Source organism: Marinomonas sp. A3A, from assembly GCF_018336955.1.
Lineage (GTDB): Bacteria > Pseudomonadota > Gammaproteobacteria > Pseudomonadales > Marinomonadaceae > Marinomonas > Marinomonas lutimaris.
This window is the reverse complement of record NZ_CP025532.1, coordinates 1-15713: the sequence shown is the minus strand read 5'-3', so window position 1 is coordinate 15713 and position 15713 is coordinate 1. Positions and strand designations below refer to the sequence as shown.

The following is a 15713-nucleotide window of genomic DNA, read 5'->3' as shown; positions in this document are numbered from 1 at the left end:
ACGGTTCGCTTAGATTGTCGTGAGAATATACAGCGCTAAGAAAATTAATGCTAAGCCAGATAAGCGATCAATCCACATGGCTTGGCTGCGCAACTTTTCCAAAAAGCGCGCATGCGATAGCAGGCATGCAATCAAGGTGTACCAAAGACCATCCACCAGCCAAGGCGTTGCTACCATGAGCATTTTTCCACTTACCTGATGAACTTCGGCAACGAAAGGGCTGAATAGCGCGGCAAAAAACAAAGCAATTTTGGGGCTTAAAATGGAGACCAAAAAACCTTCTTTGGCTGACTGAAACACACTAACGGGAGTGCCAGATTCCAGTTTGGCCGCAATGCCACCTTTGGAACGCAGAGCATTCACACCAAGGTAAGCCAAATACGCTGCCCCTGCGTAACTGATGGCATGAAATAGCAAAGGAAACTGATGAAAAATCACCGCTAAGCCAAGCATGGATAGTAGCGCGTACAAGCCAATGCCTGTTGCGTGCGCCCAAGACGTGGCTAAACCGTTTGCTCGACCACCCGCCAAACTGTGTTTAATGACCATCGCGAGACTCGGACCTGGTGAGATAGCACCAAGCAAACAAATGATAAACAGGGAAAACCAAATAGACAGTGACATACGCTTGCTCCTTAATGATCGAAGCAGATTAGCAAGCCCTTAGTATTAAATGAAATCATCTTTTCTCATAATAGCTATGATTTAGTCTCATAGCCAATGGAATAGCTAGCCTTTGACATCACTTGCAAAACGAGATTTCTCATCCACAGATGAGATGGATCATTATCGTATTTTGCATGCCAAATCAGCCAGTACTTATGACGAGGTGTGGGGATGGGAAGCGGTTTATAGGTAAGCGAGAAGTGTTTTTTTAAATTTCGAGCAATGTGTTCTGGAATCACCAAAAGGTGCTGACTTTGACACAGTGATTGCGCTGCCGCATAGAAAAATGGCACCTTCAGCGCAAAGCGGCGTTGCTTTTCTAGTTTGGCTAACGCCTCATCCACGTAACTGTCTTTATCGCCACCGCCGATCACTTTAATATGAGCGTAGGCGAGAAGATCGTCAATGCTCAGAGTGTCTTGTGTTGCCAAAGGGTGAGCATGGCTCATCACGCAAACAGGGGAATCTTCACCTATTTGAACAGAAGACACACCTTCGGGTTGCGTTGGAGACATGCTTGATGCCAACTGAATATCGGAGGTGGCAAGCTGAGGCAATAAATCTGGCTGCCATAAACGATACTGCATTGATACATTGGGCGCCTGAGTTGCCAAGGCCTCGACAATATCAGGCAAAATATACTGCGCCACATAATCGCTGGATGAGAGCACAAATTCGCCATGCCATTTTGCTGGTTCGAATGCCTCTTCTACCAGTAAATCATCCAACTCCAGAAACCAATGAGTCAGCTTCGTTTGCAGCATTAGCGCTTTAGGTGTGGGAATCAGAGTATTGCCTTCGCGAATAAGCAATGGATCCGCAAATAAATGCCTGAGCTGGCTAAGCTGACGGCTAACTGCAGATTGCGTTAGATTCAATTTATTGGCCGCGTGGCTAACATGGCGCTCCTCTAGCAACACCTTTAAGGAACGCAACAAATTTAGGTTAACACGGTGGATCATCTCGATAGGCTCACAGGCTGAAGAGTGGTCAGCTTATTTTTCGGCTTTACTCACCATAACGCAAGGTAAATTGCCCAACTTAATGGGCAAACTTTAACACCACCACGCCAAGGATAATCAGCAGCACGCCCATGTAGCGAAGCAAGGATGTCGGATCGCCATAAAACCAAATACCTAGCAGAAACGTACCAGATGCACCGATTCCTGTCCAAACTGCATAGGCGGTTCCCATCGGAATTTCTTTCTGTGCCAACCAAAGCAAGGTACCACTGACTGCCATAAAACCCACCGCAATGGCAATGCCCAATACTTTTGAACCACCAGATTGCGCCATCTTTAGCCCAACAGGCCAACCGATTTCTGTTAATCCTGCCAGTAGCAAATACAACCAACTCATTTCCATTGCTCCATACTAAAAATATTCGCACTCATGTGGGCGAAGTTGCTTTTTATAGTATCGATATTTATGATGATAAAAAGTTATTAACTATCGAAAAAATTCATATGTTAAGTCTTGAACAAATTAATATGCTGGTGTTGTCCGCTGAATTAGGGTCTTTTTCAGCGTGCGCGAGAAAACTAGGCAAGGTGCAGTCCGCCGTGAGCCACGGCATCAGCAGCTTAGAAATAGACTTGGGGGTTGAACTGTTTGATCGCACCTCTCGCAGTCCAAAGCTAACATCAGAAGGGGAGCGCTTAATTCGCAGTGCGAAAGCGCTTTTAGCCCAGTCCCATGAATTTGAAAAAATTGCCGAATCCATTCATCGGTGCGAAGAAAGTGCGCTCACTATTGCCATTGATGATGCGTTAATCGCCCCTCATGTGTCGTCGATATTTGCGCTATTTGCTCAGCAATTTCCTTATGTCCAGCTAGACATCGTATCCCTTGCTTCTCCCGATATTACCGAAGCCGTGGCGAATGGAAATATTGATATGGGGATTATGTTTTCAGAAGTAGAAGCGAACAAGCAAGTCGATTTCTGCTACGTGGGCGGTGTGGACTTTATTGCTGTTTGCCACTGGGACTTTCCTTTGGCAGAGCTGAGCTTATTGTCGGAATCTGACCTTGCACCCTATCGGCAAATAGCCGTTCGTGGCTTTTTTAAAAAAGAGTCGCAAGCCTTAATCAGCATGACGCCAAACGCATGGTGGTGTACAAGTAACTACGCGGTTTTAGAGTTGATACAACAAAAAATAGGTTGGGCGTATTTGCCCTTATCCTTGGTTCAACCATTCATCGAAACCGGTGATATTCATAAAATCGACGTGACTTTTGACCACAAGCCTTGGTCCGTTCCTGTGGATTTGGTCTCCAAAAAAGGCGCGAATCGCGGCCCCGCTTACCAATGGTTATTTGATGCTTGTAAAAATGCGTTTTCTGCGGACCTTTGTATGTGAAAAAGCCCACTTTTACATAACGTAAAAGTGGGCTTTAAAATACTGTCATGACTTACAAAATCGATTTATTCAGTCGCTTCATGAATCGTTTCTTTCGTGCTGTTGTACGCTTTTGAGGAGTCTTCTTTCACGCCTTCCCAAGTATTTGCGCAGCCAGCTAATGCAAGTGTTACCGCAATGACTAATAATGGAAACTTCATGTTTAAACCTCTCTTTAATATGAGTCATTACAGATTAGCAAAAAGTTTTGTAAAGAATGATCCACTATTTTGATTTAACTTAGAACATATGGTTTTTTACAGACTGTTTTCTATTCCCAGCTTACTGTAAACCTTATAGGAAAAATCCTTAAGCAGGTCCATGTATTGACAGCAAAATAGATTGACCTTATCCAGCTCTGTCATAGAATGACGTCAATTTAACCCTGCTTGGGATAGTTTAGGATTGAGGTGATACATGCCCAGTACATCTGTTGTTCCAACAAATTCAACGCGCCAGCGTTTAAAGGCGTTTATTGAGAACTCGACGATACAGCGTACTCTATTGGCGTTGATTTTAGTCAATGCTGTTATTCTCGGATTAGAAACTTCGTCTGAGGTAATGGCAACAGCTGGCTCGTTTTTAATTGCACTGGACAAGGCTATATTGGCGGTGTTTGTTATTGAGCTCACTATTCGTTTGCTTGTGCATCGCTTGGCTTTTTTCAAAGACGGCTGGAATGTGTTCGACTTCGTCGTCGTAGGGATCGCCCTAGTACCAGCCAGTGGGCCGTTTGCGGTATTGCGTGCGCTCAGAGTATTGCGAGTATTACGTGTACTGACCTTTGTACCATCCATGCGAAAAATTGTCGGCGCGTTAATCAAATCATTGAACGGTATGTTGTCCATCGCCATGGTATTAGGGCTGGTGTATTACGTGGCCGCCGTTATGGTGACCAAATTATTTGGTGACGCTTTTCCTGAATGGTTTGGCAGCCTAGGCGCGTCTTTGTATACGCTGTTCCAAGTGATGACCTTAGAAAGCTGGTCCATGGGCATCGCGCGTCCCGTCATGGAAGCCTTCCCTTACGCTTGGGCGTTCTTCATTCCGTTTATACTCATCGCCACTTTCACCATGCTCAACCTCTTCATCGCTGTCATCGTTAACGCCGTGCAAACCATGCACGACGATGAACACAAAGAAGAGATCGACACAGAAAAAGCCACCCAGCAACAGCTACTGGAGCAAATGCAACAACTACAGCTGGAGTTAAAGGAACTGCGTCGGGAAATGAAAAAAGGGAAGGAGTGAGGGGGGGGAATTAGTTGACCACTACAGCCTCACTAGTTTAACGAATAAAACAGGTCAGATTTTAACTAGGCTAACGCTACTCCATAGCCAGAATCAGAGCGATAAAGAAGAGGTGTTGGTTCTATGCGATAGTGATGATAAGCCTGAGTGACGAATGACAGGCACCAACTTACATCCTGCATTTTTACGCGCAGAAAAATGTAAAGCGTTCTGATCGAGTATAAAATAATCCCTCAATAGTTCCCTACCTTACTTTGCGGATACCCTTGTTGACTAAGTTTTTGCCATTCGAATATGGACTACTGCTACACGAATGTGGCGTACTTATTTTTTATTTAGCAATTGGATGTCTTGCAGTTTTCTTCCCAGCTCGTCATCACTGGCGACTTTGGTTAGGTCGTCTAACAAGCCGAGGACTGCCAAAACATTAACGTAGTGACCAAGCGAAACGGAAGGGTCACCTTTTGATATTTTGCGCAGTGTTGGCTTAGAGATTCCTGTCCTGCTATGCATCATTTCTTGAGTAATGCCGCGCCTCCTCATCGCCAATGTTAAGTTTTCTCCCAAGATGTTTAACATCTTCCTTTGTCTAGGGAATATGACCGCAGTGCGTTTTGTTTTTGGTTCGCTAGTACTCATAGTAAAACTATAATTTCTCTAATATCATATTAATGAAAATATAGTTTCATTTTTACCTTTAAGTTGTAAACCAATAAATTGACAATCTCTCGAAATAAAGTGAGTCAAGATTTGAACCGGTCATGTCGATTTTTTACTGTTTTTTCGACATAAAGACTTGATATGTCGATGGTATCGACATATCAAAGCTCAATCCATATGACTCACCAACACCGGGCTTTGAGTAAGAAGCTTCCAAGTAGTACGCCATCCGTTGGGCTTTTGGAGTAGTATGGGCAAAGCCTAAGCTACTGGAGCAAATGAAACAACTACAGCAAGAGTTGAAGGAACTGCGTCGGGAGATGAAGAAAGGGAAGGAGTGAGAGCTCTGATTGCTCTCCACATGCTTTTGGTAGATGGTTTACGGTTAAACATAGTTTTATGGTCCCATTCGTTTTTAAAAAGTGGGAATATAGTTCACCGTTATAAGAGCGAATACCTCTGAGGCTCGCTTTTAATCACTATGCTGAAATCGTACAAAAGGGAGTTTATGCAACAGTCTGGCATATATGAGCAGCTGATTACTCAGCTAGTAGAAAAGCGTCTCGATCGCGAGCGTTTCTATGTAGGTGAACGCGAATTGACAGCAGCAGAGGCGTCAGTGTGGTTATCTCGCTTTTTGGGCAACATTCTTGATTACGCTATTGGCTCTATTCCTAAGGGGGACCAACAATTACAGCAGCAAATAGAGTTGTCTAATGAATTGCTGCTTTGGTTGAAAGAGCGTTTGCAGGATGATGGCTTAATCGAAGAAAACCTTATTGATAGCCAAGGCAAAATTCTGACTGCCTTATATGAGCTGGAAAACCCTGTCGCAGCCAACCTTAAGCAATATGTGGAAGATGTATTTCCACTGACGGGACTGACGCAAAGCGAGCTATTTTGTGGCAGCAATGCGGGTTTATCCCTTGAATCTGAATTGAAGCGAGAGATCTTGTCTGCGGATAAGATCTATTGGTTGGTATCCTTTATCAAGTGGGCGGGGATTCGAATCTTCCGCAAAGAGCTTGAAGAATTCACCGCCAGCGGTCGAGAGCTAAAGATTATTACAACGTCCTACATGGGCGCGACCGATGCGAAAGCCGTGGAGTACTTGGCGAGTTTACCCAATACCGAAGTAAAACTGAGCTACAACACCGAACGCGAACGTCTCCATGCTAAAAGCTATTTGTTTCTTCGCAATACCGGCTTTCACACGGGCTACATTGGCTCTTCTAACTTATCCCATTCCGCCCTGACCAATGGCTTAGAATGGAATCTAAAGATCACGTCACAAGAAATCCCTCATATCATCGACAAGTCGTTGAGTACATTTGAGACCTATTGGGTTTCCAATGAGTTTGAGTTATTTAATGGCGATACAAGCAGCACAGAAAAGCTCAATCGAGCCTTGCGACAACAGCGTGGTGGCGATGAACAAAGCACTACTCACTTTTTTGATGTCACGCCGTTTGCGCATCAAAGTGAGATTTTGGAACAGTTGACCGTAGAGCGAGAAATTCACCAACGCTTTCGAAATCTTGTTGTGGCCGCAACCGGTACAGGCAAAACGCTGATTTCCGCGTTTGATTTTGCTCGTTTTGTGAAAATGAAGCCGAACGCGAGTTTCTTATTTGTGGCGCATCGAGAAGAAATTTTAAAGCAGGCTCGTGCGGCATACCGTGGTGTATTACGCGATGGTGCCTTTGGTGAGCTTTGGGTTGGCGGCCATTCGCCAGCGCATTATCGTCAGTTATTTGTTTCGATCCAGACGCTCAATAACCAATTGGATCAGCTCAAGCTTACGTCAGACTTTTACGATTACATCGTGATTGATGAAGTGCATCATATTAAAGCGAATAGCTATCGTGCTGTGTTGGACTATTTTCAGCCGAGTTTATTGTTGGGCTTAACAGCGACACCGGAGCGTCATGATGGCGGTGATATTTTGGCCGACTTTGGTGGTGTCATTGCTGCTGAGTTACGTTTACCAGAAGCCATCAACCAGCGTCATTTATCACCGTTCCAGTATTTTGGTGTTGATGACGATACGGATTTACGGTCGATTCCATGGAACCGTGGCCGTTACGATATTGCGCAGCTCACCAATCTTTATACTCACAACCAAGCTCGTTTTGACAAAATACTGCTGAGTTTGCAGGAGATCGTTACCGATATTAGCCAAATGAAGGCATTGGCATTCTGTGTTAGCCGTGAGCATGCAAAGTATATGGCGAGCCAATTTGTGCTTAAAGGTATTAAGGCGGATGTGCTGACCAGTGATAACAGCGATGAGCGTCAACAGAAGCAGCAGGCGATTCGTAGCGGACAAATCAATGTGTTGTGTGTCGTGGATATTTTCAATGAAGGGGTCGATATTCCAGAAGTCGATACCTTGCTGTTTTTACGGCCAACGGAAAGTCTCACCATTTTCTTACAACAGCTTGGCCGTGGTTTGCGCCTAGCTGAAGGAAAGGAATGCTGTACGGTACTAGACTTCGTTGGAAACTCACGACCAGAGTACGATTTTGCCAATAAATTCAGAGCGTTAATCGGTAGAAGTCCAAAAGCGATCATTGATGAAATCAAACAAGGCTTCCCTCATGCGCCGTTAGGGTGCCGAATTGAGCTGACGAAACGCACCCAAGAGCTGGTCTTGAGTAACATTCGTCTAGCAACACTTACTAAAAGTCGTCTGGCGGACATGATTCGCCAATTTCCACAGCATTCCACACAACCTCTGACACTAGCGAACTTTATTGCTCAGCATCCGCACATTGATTTAAATGAGCTGTATAAACGTGGCAGCTGGGCTGAGCTGGTAGCGAAATCCAAAGATGAAATTAACGAGGGCTCGCGGATCGGTGAAGCCTTTAAAATAGTGCGTAAAGCAATTCATAACCGCATTCTGACCTGTGACGATCATGGTTATTTAAACTTTCTTGCATTGCTTTGTCAGACTGACTTCAGCGGCATCAGTGCTGACGATCGTCGTACGGTGATGTGCCATTATGACTTCTGGCAAAAGCCGGGCCCGGATGCTGGCTTTGCGTCATTAGCACAAAGCATTAAACAGCTCAGTCACCTTGGTGTGGCGGAGGAACTTGCCGACGTGATTCGCTGGCAGCTGGCACGTATCAAGCATGAATTGGTAGATATGAACGAGCTGCCAGATGTGCCTCTTAAAGTGCATGCTCGCTATGCCAGAGAACAGATCTTAGCGGCATTTGGTGCGACGACGTTTGAACGTCAACCGCCTGCCCGAGAAGGTGTGTTTGTAATCAAGGAAGAAAATATTGAGCTGCTTTTTGTCACGCTCGATAAAAATGAAAAGCAGTTTTCACCAACTACTATGTACCATGACTATGCCATCAACGAGTCACTGTTTCATTGGCAATCACAAAACAGCGCAAGACCGGATCGAGGGCGTGGCTTGGAATACATCCAGCATCAAAAAATCGGCAAACATCTATTCTTGTTTGTGCGAGAGCAAACCAAAGACGAATACGGCCGCACTATGGGCTTTGTGAACTATGGGGAAGTGGCATACGTGTCTCACACCGGTTCGCAACCTATGAGCATTACATGGAAGCTGCAAACACCCATGCCGCACTTCATGTGGCAACAGGCCGCAAAACTGGCGGTGGGGTAGATTATGTTAAAGGTGATTAGCAACTAAGCTGGCAAACAGGGCTACCCATAATTGAAGAAAGCCACTCTTACTTTCCCAATCCTTAGATATGAAAAAACCGGCCGAAGCCGGTTTTTTCGCCTTAACTGCCAGCGTAACTGAATCGCTGCGTACAAGGCTGAGTCGTGGAATAAATTCTAGCATGAATGCTCTTTGATGCAATGAAAAGAGCTATTTAGGTGCTGGTTTACATTGCTCAATGTTTTGAATTTGAATGTATTTATTTTATTAAGTTTTTGATAAATAGAGATTTAATTTACAATCGCTCACCGATTATGTCACCAATTTGGGGTGAGTGACAGATTTAGCAAAATGTCGATAGTTTCACTTGTCATCCTGACTGAGTTTTGAATTTTAGTGATTACGGTAGCAAAGTTAACTCATTAGAGCCCTGATAAAGCAGAGTCGATGATGCATTAATCTGTATGCCATATGAGATAACTTATTTTTGGACAACTTTAGATTGCGGCGCATAATCGGCAGGTCCACAGTTCAAGTTTGGGAAGGCCTGCCATATAGAATAAGGAGTAGCAGGTTAGTACTTGCGGCTCCTTTTTTATTTTTCAGTTTTGGGTGCTCTAATGGATGAATCAATAAAGCTCATAAGGGAGATGTGATGCTTAGAAGAAGCACGATAATCCCTTCTTATGTTTTAGATAGCTTACTTATGGAAAAAATGAGTCAGTGGATTAGCTTAATTCGAGTTTGAATGATTACTTTCTATATGGCGAAACTTCTAACCTCGTACCAATTTCACTCACCCTTAAATTATGCTACAGGAAAAAAACCATACCGACCAATTTCCTTGTTTTTAGAAAAGTGGTAATAAGTCATTTTTGATTTCAAATTTTCATCTGGCTCTTGGTTCTCAAACACAATTATTTGCTTATCTTTAAATGATTCGCAAAGATCAATGAAGAAAGCAAAAATCATATCTTTTTGTAGTTGAACCTCATCATCATTCTCGTCATTGTCACCCGCTCGATAAGTGGTCAAAGGAGAATCCAGAATTACAAATTTCGGATGGCGCTCAAACTTAGACAAGTATTCCATTATGCCTAGTGAAAAAGCAGCATAAGAAATTGCACGATATCCTTTACCAAAATGAGATCTTGGTTTGCCACCAATTACCAAGTCTCTAGTTTTCATATCAAAAGTAACGTCTTCATGTCCGGGAAATGACCAACGCTGTAAGATTGTACTAATGTTCTTGCATAATACTGTTAACTCAGGACTAAAATCAGGAAATACGTATTTTTCAGTTCGGTCTTCAAGCTGGACACGCAATTCACCTATTTCTTTTAATAAGCTTTCACGCGAATCTACTATGGATCTTTGTTTCAAAAACTCACTCTTTTTACTATTTAATAGCCGAATTGCTATGTTATAGTCGTTAAACTTCGAAGATATACTCCCTTCGATGATTTCTGATAGCTTTTTAACTACAGCTTCTTTTTGAGCTATCTCTTTGGAAAGTATTTGATACTCATGTTTTAGATCCTTAATTGAATCAGTTAACCCCTTAACTCTAAATTTATTTTTGTTGATTTCCGCCTCAGTGCTTTGCACTAATTTCTTTAGATCTTCTACATCCTTTTCTTGTTCAAACTCCTGTCCGCAAGTAGGGCAGTTAGCCATTTCATATAGCTCAACAAAAGAAGCTGCTTCAGCTCCAGCCTCTAATCTTTCCAAATCTGAATTATATTTATCAATTAAAAGACTGAATCTTCCCTGTAATAGAAGGTTTTCTTTTTCTTCTTCACGTAATTTACTTATCTCACCCCTAAATTGATTCCTTTTAGAATCAAGTTCACTATTAGATTTCACCAGAGCAGTTAGTTCGTTTTGAGCCATGGATAGAGATTCCTCTAACTCATTCAGCTCTGAGTCTAACTTTTCTGATGTGGACTTTACTTTTTCATAGTCAGAAAATTTCTTGGAAACGTACTCCTCCAAAGCTTTAACACGCGACTCGACAGCTCCTTCTGTATCTTGTTGTTGTTTAAGCTCTTTAACCACTGAGTCATCTGCGCCAGTGAGTAAAGTCTTAAGTAACGAAGTTTCTTGAGTATACTCTCGCTGGCCTTCTCCCAGAGGTGAAGATTCAGTAATTATACGACCTTCATTGACCAAAAATAACTTACTCAGTACACGCAAAGTCAAAGAAGATGTTTTTAAACTCTGTACACCGTTTACTAATATTTTTTCGTTTAAGCCCAATTTTTCGAGCATATGTGCAGATAGATTTTTTTTTCCTTTGTGATTTGGATTTAAAACAATTGTTTTTGATTCTGTACCATTAGAATCAAGTTCAATTAGAGTAACTTTAGGCTTGGTAGAAGAGATTTCCCTTCGAAGAATAAAGCTTTCTTCTTCGTCAACTTTAATTTCTATTTCTACGGTATTATAGCCTTTAGCCTCGTCAATATTTTTTGGTGGCTCTTCACCGCCAAAGATATATTGAAAACACTTGATGACATATGACTTACCAGTATCTGATGCACCAGCAACAACATTTAGTCCTTTGTCAAAGTAAAGCTCAGCCTTCGGTTTGCCTTTTCCTATTACGGATATTCTTTTAATAATCATGCTGAACTCGATACTCCTTTTCTTAATTCCATTATTGGCATCTTGATAACCCTATTATAATGCTCAGACAGCCAGCTTAATCGTTCCCAAATTTTGATAAAATAACTCGAGCTTAAGCAGCTAGCAAAGCTATTTGTGTTTTCATTAGCACAAAAAAACTTTCCATTTTCATCATAGTGAACATCAATAAGCCCTTTTTTAATAAAAAACAAAAGCGACTTAGGTAGCAGCTCTCTTCGTTGTACAATTTCAGCCAAATGATTTGGGACAGCAGGGTGAAGATTTGATGGCCCATCGAATTCGCTTGAATACAATAGCGCGTAATCTAATAAAACCAATTCATCTATGTCGAATTTCTTACCTTCCATACTAGATAGTATTAGTGCAACTCTAGTTGCCAATTCAACATCACTATTAAATATCTGAGGGGCTTTAATTTTCACTTGTTCCATTTTAAAGATCCTTTATTCACCAATTGGTGGCAAGCACCTTTCTTGTCACGAATACTCATGTATAGATTTAGTGGATGCGATGAAAATGCAACTTGTGTTACGTGATTCGAGATAACTAGATATTTATCCCAGCCATTTTTGTGAACCATTAGAATAAGGCTAGAAATTGCTTCATAACAATCTTCAAGCAAATTTTCATATGTATCTGGAGGCATTGAGTCTCTGGAAAACTTCTCTAAGCTTTCCGCTGAATAGAAGTTTTTGCGCGCACTTTTTAGCTCCATCAAAAACTCAGGAAATGCTTCCAAATCATCAACAGAGCTCACCTGAGACTCGACAGACTCTATTGCTCTTAATAACTCAGCAATATACTTTAACTCATTGTTTTGAATATCATTCGGAGGTGTTTCAGGGACTGGTCGATCAAATTCTAATGCTCCAAATCTTCTTATGTAATATGGAGTATACTTTTTATGTAATTCGATAAGCTTCAACTGTGGAATTTGATCAAAAATTTTAAAATCAACATCATGTTCAATAAAATTAAGAAAATCACCTTCTAAGCTTACACTCTTTTTCTTGGTGATTTTGTCTTTGCACTTTTTATCCCAACCAGAAATGAGTTCTTTTTTCAGCTTATTAGAATCTTTGAGGGCATTAAGGCTAACGCCATTTAAGCCACTCTTAGCAACAAAATAATACTTGGTAGGCATAGAAAAATGCCCTTTATGTGAGTGGTAACAAAGCTTACCAATTTCTAAAAGAACATCTGTCAAATTCAATGGTGAGCTGTAATATTTACACTGAAAATTTTCCCAATTTTTATCTGGGGTGTAAGCAATAACATCACGCCCCATATCACCAGCTCCCCCGACCCGATTGACTCGCAAATATTGTGTTTTCCAATAGGTTGCTAGTTCACAAGTAAATTCTTCCCAATCGTCTTCGTCCATTTGTTGTAAACGCTTTAATGGCGATATAACTTCGCCAGCTAAAGCTGATACTGCCGAAAGAGGAACATTGGTGCTTTTTGGGAGGGTGATCTCGTTTTCTAGTTCCATCTGCATATAAGTCATCCAAAGTTAAAATTATTATCTTCCTATATTTTACGTAAAAGATTTACTGTTAAAGCAAGTAGTAAATCACTCGCCCTCACTTGCTATCAATGGCTAAGTCCAATAGCGCAAGCTGCATTAGGTCGTTTCAAGTTCTAGTCTAGTTAATAAAACGGTCAGAGTTAAATTAAGCGAACGCTACTCTATAGCCAGAATTAAGCGATATAGAAGAGGCGAAGCACACCTCTTCTATGCGTATTACATCATGTTTATCAGAAGCAAGTTTCTGACTAATGGTTGCTTCATAGAAATCTCTAAATGTTCCTATCAAGTTTGGCAGAAGAATGATAAAGCACTAAAGCCTTTACTCAATATTATGGATCTGCTCATTGAGTAGCGGTCTAGACCCTTGCAAACTCAATGAGTTATCGAAAAGAAACCGTTCAAAAATGCCTGTTTGCCCACCAAACTGCCCACCACTTGCCTATGGCTTTTACTAAATCTTAGTGGTGCTTCTTGGCTATGACTACGGAAAAACAGTGCCGTTTTTATGCTGCTGCTAGGGTTTAAAAATAGCAGTTTTGAAAGGCTTTATCGAGTAATTTTTCAACACTTCATTTAATAATGGATACAATAATATCCACTTTTTGTTTTATTTCGCTATAATGGATATAACTGTATCCATTTGGTCTTTGCGGATGAATTTTACTTTACTTGATGATACCGATGTAAGCCAAGCCTATGCGGCTTATTTACGTGAGTTACGAAAGCAGGCAAAGCTGTCACGAGCGGCGCTTGCTGAGCGAAGCTGTGTACCAGCGGCCACCATTAAGAAGTTTGAGTTGACTGGGCAAATTTCATTTCGCCAATTGCTATTGCTCTGGCAGACCCTCGACTCATTGGATAGGCTTTATCAGCTCACACAGCCGAGCAAAGAACGCGCTGCTATACCCACGAGTATTGATGAGGTGCTAAAAGATGAGTTTTAAACCCATTCAGAAGCTCACTGTAACTCGTACGTTAAGCTCAGGTGAACAGATCTCTGTTGGAGTCTTGGCGCAGAATCGGCAAGGCGTTTTTTTTCAGTATGCAGACAGCTATTTGCAGCAGTTTGGCAATTTATCACCGTTTACCTTGCAAGCGAATACGCAAGTTCAAGTTGCACCTAAAGCACTGCATCAAGGTGTACATGGCGTATTTGGAGATTGTTTACCCGATGGCTGGGGCATGCTGTTGCAAGATCGTATTTTCCGGCAAAAGGGCATCCTACCTAATCAATTAACGGCGATGGATAGACTGGCCTTTGTCGGTGATAAAGGCATGGGAGCATTGTCTTTTTCTCCGGTATCTGAGTTTTCAGCCACGACGCATGCGGATATTGATTTAGCAACTTTGGGCTTAGAAGCACAAACGCTGTTCGATTCTTCGATGTCAGATTATATGGACGACAACCACGATGAGTTGGATGGGCATACGCAACAGGTGTTGGCCGCATTAGTCGCCGGAGGTAGTTCGGGTGGGGCAAGACCCAAGGCACAGATTTATATGCCTGCTGGAGAAACTCGGCATTGTCGAACCTTTGCAAAGCCTGGTGATGAAGCGTGGCTGATTAAATTTACTTCTAAAAATCTCGCGCTCGGCCATGAAGAAGGTTTGTGTGAGGCAGTCTATTTACAAATGGCTGAGCAAGCTAAGTGTCAACCACCGCTATGGCAACTCATTGAAGCACCATCCTCAAGCGGTGCGCCTGCGTGGTTAGCGCTTAAGCGTTTTGATTATGTCATTGAACAGGCCGACTTAGGCAGCAATCGTAGTTCAGGTCGATTGCATATGCACAGCGCGTGTGGGCTGCTGGATGCAGACTTTCGAACACCAAGTTTAGATTACATTGATTTAATTAAAGCCAGCCGTCAGTTGTGTAAATCTCCAGCGGCTGGACAACTGCAATTTCGCCGCGCCGTTTTTAACCTGCTGTCGTCTAATCAAGACGACCACAGTAAAAACTGGGCGTTTTTGCAAGCGGACGACGGTCAATGGGATCCTGCACCTTTTTACGATGTTACCTACAGCCCGCATCCATTTAACGAACACGCCACTGCGTTCGGAGGTTATGGCAAAGCGCCACCGCTTAAGGTGATGCAAAAACTTGCTACCAGTGCTGGCTTTTCGAATTGGAATGATGCAAGGCAAGTCATTGAAGAAGTCGCAGAAGCCATCAGTCAATTTACGTATCTGGCACAGCAGCAAGGGATCAGTAAAACAACAGTGTCTGCGATTGCTAAGATATTGGATCAGCGCAAACAGGAAAATGCAGCGCTTTTTCAATGAAAGTAAAACAAACTTTTCAATTCACAATAAATACAAGGTCTACAGGTTGTTACCGATAAAGTCACTTTGTGTAGACCTCTGAATAAAACGGGTCAGAGTTAAATTAAGCTAACGCTATTCCATAACCAGAATCAGAGAGCTAGTGAAGAGGTGAAGTTCACCTCTTCACTGCATTTATAGGCAGCTTATATAGAAGAATGCCTTACTCAATATTCTGGATCTGTTCTCTCATCTGCTCAATCAACACCTTCAATTCCACGGCGCTTTGGGTGGTTTCGACGACGATGGATTTTGACGAAAGGGTGTTGGCTTCGCGGTTGAGTTCGTGCATTAATCCAATGATGAATGGTAGTCATACCCACCTAGTTTGGTTGGTATGACTACACATAATTACTGCTAGGCGATAGCTTGTAATGCAATTCTAGCCGTTTTAAGTAGTCTGGCTATGGTATTTTCAAATACCCACTTTATAAAAGAATAAGTAAGCTTAATTGGAATTCCCGCACCTAGCCCAGCGAATACTATCATATGACCTAAAAGCCCCCTCACTTGCTCTTCATATCCCGCCAAGGCAGCAACCTTCGTAACTGCTTGTGCCATTAGGTCATATACGGTTCCTATAGCT

General features: G+C 42.4%; 15 protein-coding genes and 1 pseudogene. 5 read left to right on the top strand and 11 right to left on the bottom strand.

The window, feature by feature from the left end; all coding sequences use genetic code 11:
- Positions 1–9: 9 nt before the first annotated feature.
- The 3 genes from CYL31_RS00075 to CYL31_RS00065 form a co-directional block, all read right to left on the bottom strand.
- Positions 10–624 (bottom strand): LysE family translocator, encoded by a 615-nt coding sequence (locus CYL31_RS00075; protein WP_212916991.1) that lies wholly within the window; start codon positions 622–624, stop codon positions 10–12.
- A gap of 74 nt (positions 625–698) precedes the next feature.
- Positions 699–1628, bottom strand: coding sequence for a LysR family transcriptional regulator (locus CYL31_RS00070; protein WP_212916990.1), 930 nt, complete (start codon positions 1626–1628; stop codon positions 699–701).
- 79 nt (positions 1629–1707) lie between these two features.
- Positions 1708–2025: a DMT family transporter gene (locus CYL31_RS00065; RefSeq protein WP_137170626.1), complete on the bottom strand. Its 318-nt coding sequence runs from the start codon at positions 2023–2025 to the stop codon at positions 1708–1710.
- A 107-nt stretch (positions 2026–2132) separates the two neighbouring features.
- Here CYL31_RS00065 and CYL31_RS00060 point away from each other — a divergent pair, with 107 nt between their 5' ends.
- Positions 2133–3026 (top strand): LysR family transcriptional regulator, encoded by an 894-nt coding sequence (locus CYL31_RS00060; RefSeq protein WP_212916989.1) that lies wholly within the window; start codon positions 2133–2135, stop codon positions 3024–3026.
- Positions 3027–3091: 65 nt separating this feature from the next.
- Here CYL31_RS00060 and CYL31_RS20780 read toward each other — a convergent pair whose 3' ends face one another.
- Complete coding sequence (locus CYL31_RS20780; protein ID WP_110577088.1) at positions 3092–3226, bottom strand: entericidin EcnAB; 135 nt, start codon at positions 3224–3226, stop codon at positions 3092–3094.
- Between the two features lie 256 nt (positions 3227–3482).
- On the opposite strand from CYL31_RS20780, the gene CYL31_RS00055 reads away from it, so the two are divergent.
- A complete protein-coding gene (locus CYL31_RS00055; RefSeq protein WP_212916988.1) occupies positions 3483–4316 on the top strand; it encodes an ion transporter in 834 nt (277 codons plus the stop codon).
- Between the two features lie 324 nt (positions 4317–4640).
- Here the strand turns inward: CYL31_RS00055 and CYL31_RS00050 are convergent, their stop codons facing one another.
- Positions 4641–4895 (bottom strand): helix-turn-helix domain-containing protein, encoded by a 255-nt coding sequence (locus tag CYL31_RS00050; protein WP_249411644.1) that lies wholly within the window; start codon positions 4893–4895, stop codon positions 4641–4643.
- Positions 4896–5484: 589 nt separating this feature from the next.
- On the opposite strand from CYL31_RS00050, the gene CYL31_RS00045 reads away from it, so the two are divergent.
- A complete protein-coding gene (locus CYL31_RS00045) occupies positions 5485–8625 on the top strand; it encodes a DEAD/DEAH box helicase (RefSeq protein WP_212916986.1) in 3141 nt (1046 codons plus the stop codon).
- Positions 8626–8631: 6 nt separating this feature from the next.
- Here CYL31_RS00045 and CYL31_RS00040 read toward each other — a convergent pair whose 3' ends face one another.
- The 4 genes from CYL31_RS00040 to CYL31_RS00025 form a co-directional block, all read right to left on the bottom strand.
- Positions 8632–8808 carry a hypothetical protein gene (locus CYL31_RS00040; RefSeq protein ID WP_212916985.1) on the bottom strand — a complete coding sequence of 59 codons (177 nt, stop codon included), beginning with the start codon at positions 8806–8808 and terminating at the stop codon, positions 8632–8634.
- A gap of 624 nt (positions 8809–9432) precedes the next feature.
- Positions 9433–11253, bottom strand: coding sequence for an ATP-binding protein (locus CYL31_RS00035; protein ID WP_212916984.1), 1821 nt, complete (start codon positions 11251–11253; stop codon positions 9433–9435).
- Positions 11250–11705: an ABC-three component system middle component 2 gene (locus tag CYL31_RS00030; protein WP_212916983.1), complete on the bottom strand. Its 456-nt coding sequence runs from the start codon at positions 11703–11705 to the stop codon at positions 11250–11252. The genes CYL31_RS00035 and CYL31_RS00030 overlap by 4 nt, the downstream gene beginning before the upstream one ends.
- Positions 11693–12772, bottom strand: a complete 1080-nt coding sequence (locus CYL31_RS00025) for an ABC-three component system protein (RefSeq protein ID WP_212916982.1) — start codon at positions 12770–12772, stop codon at positions 11693–11695. Before CYL31_RS00025 ends, CYL31_RS00030 begins: the two co-directional genes overlap by 13 nt.
- A gap of 653 nt (positions 12773–13425) precedes the next feature.
- Between CYL31_RS00025 and CYL31_RS00020 the strand changes: the two genes are divergently transcribed.
- Together CYL31_RS00020 and CYL31_RS00015 are read left to right on the top strand one after the other, a co-directional pair.
- Positions 13426–13749 (top strand): helix-turn-helix domain-containing protein, encoded by a 324-nt coding sequence (locus CYL31_RS00020; RefSeq protein ID WP_428838684.1) that lies wholly within the window; start codon positions 13426–13428, stop codon positions 13747–13749.
- Positions 13739–15088, top strand: coding sequence for a type II toxin-antitoxin system HipA family toxin (locus CYL31_RS00015; protein WP_212916981.1), 1350 nt, complete (start codon positions 13739–13741; stop codon positions 15086–15088). The genes CYL31_RS00020 and CYL31_RS00015 overlap by 11 nt, the downstream gene beginning before the upstream one ends.
- Positions 15089–15290: 202 nt before the next feature.
- Here the strand turns inward: CYL31_RS00015 and CYL31_RS00010 are convergent.
- Both CYL31_RS00010 and CYL31_RS00005 read right to left on the bottom strand, forming a co-directional pair.
- Positions 15291–15422, bottom strand: a pseudogene (locus CYL31_RS00010) (endoribonuclease YicC domain-containing protein); the annotation flags it as partial.
- Positions 15423–15484: 62 nt separating this feature from the next.
- On the bottom strand, positions 15485–15713 hold a 229-nt coding region (locus CYL31_RS00005), incomplete at its 5' end, for a hypothetical protein (protein WP_212916980.1).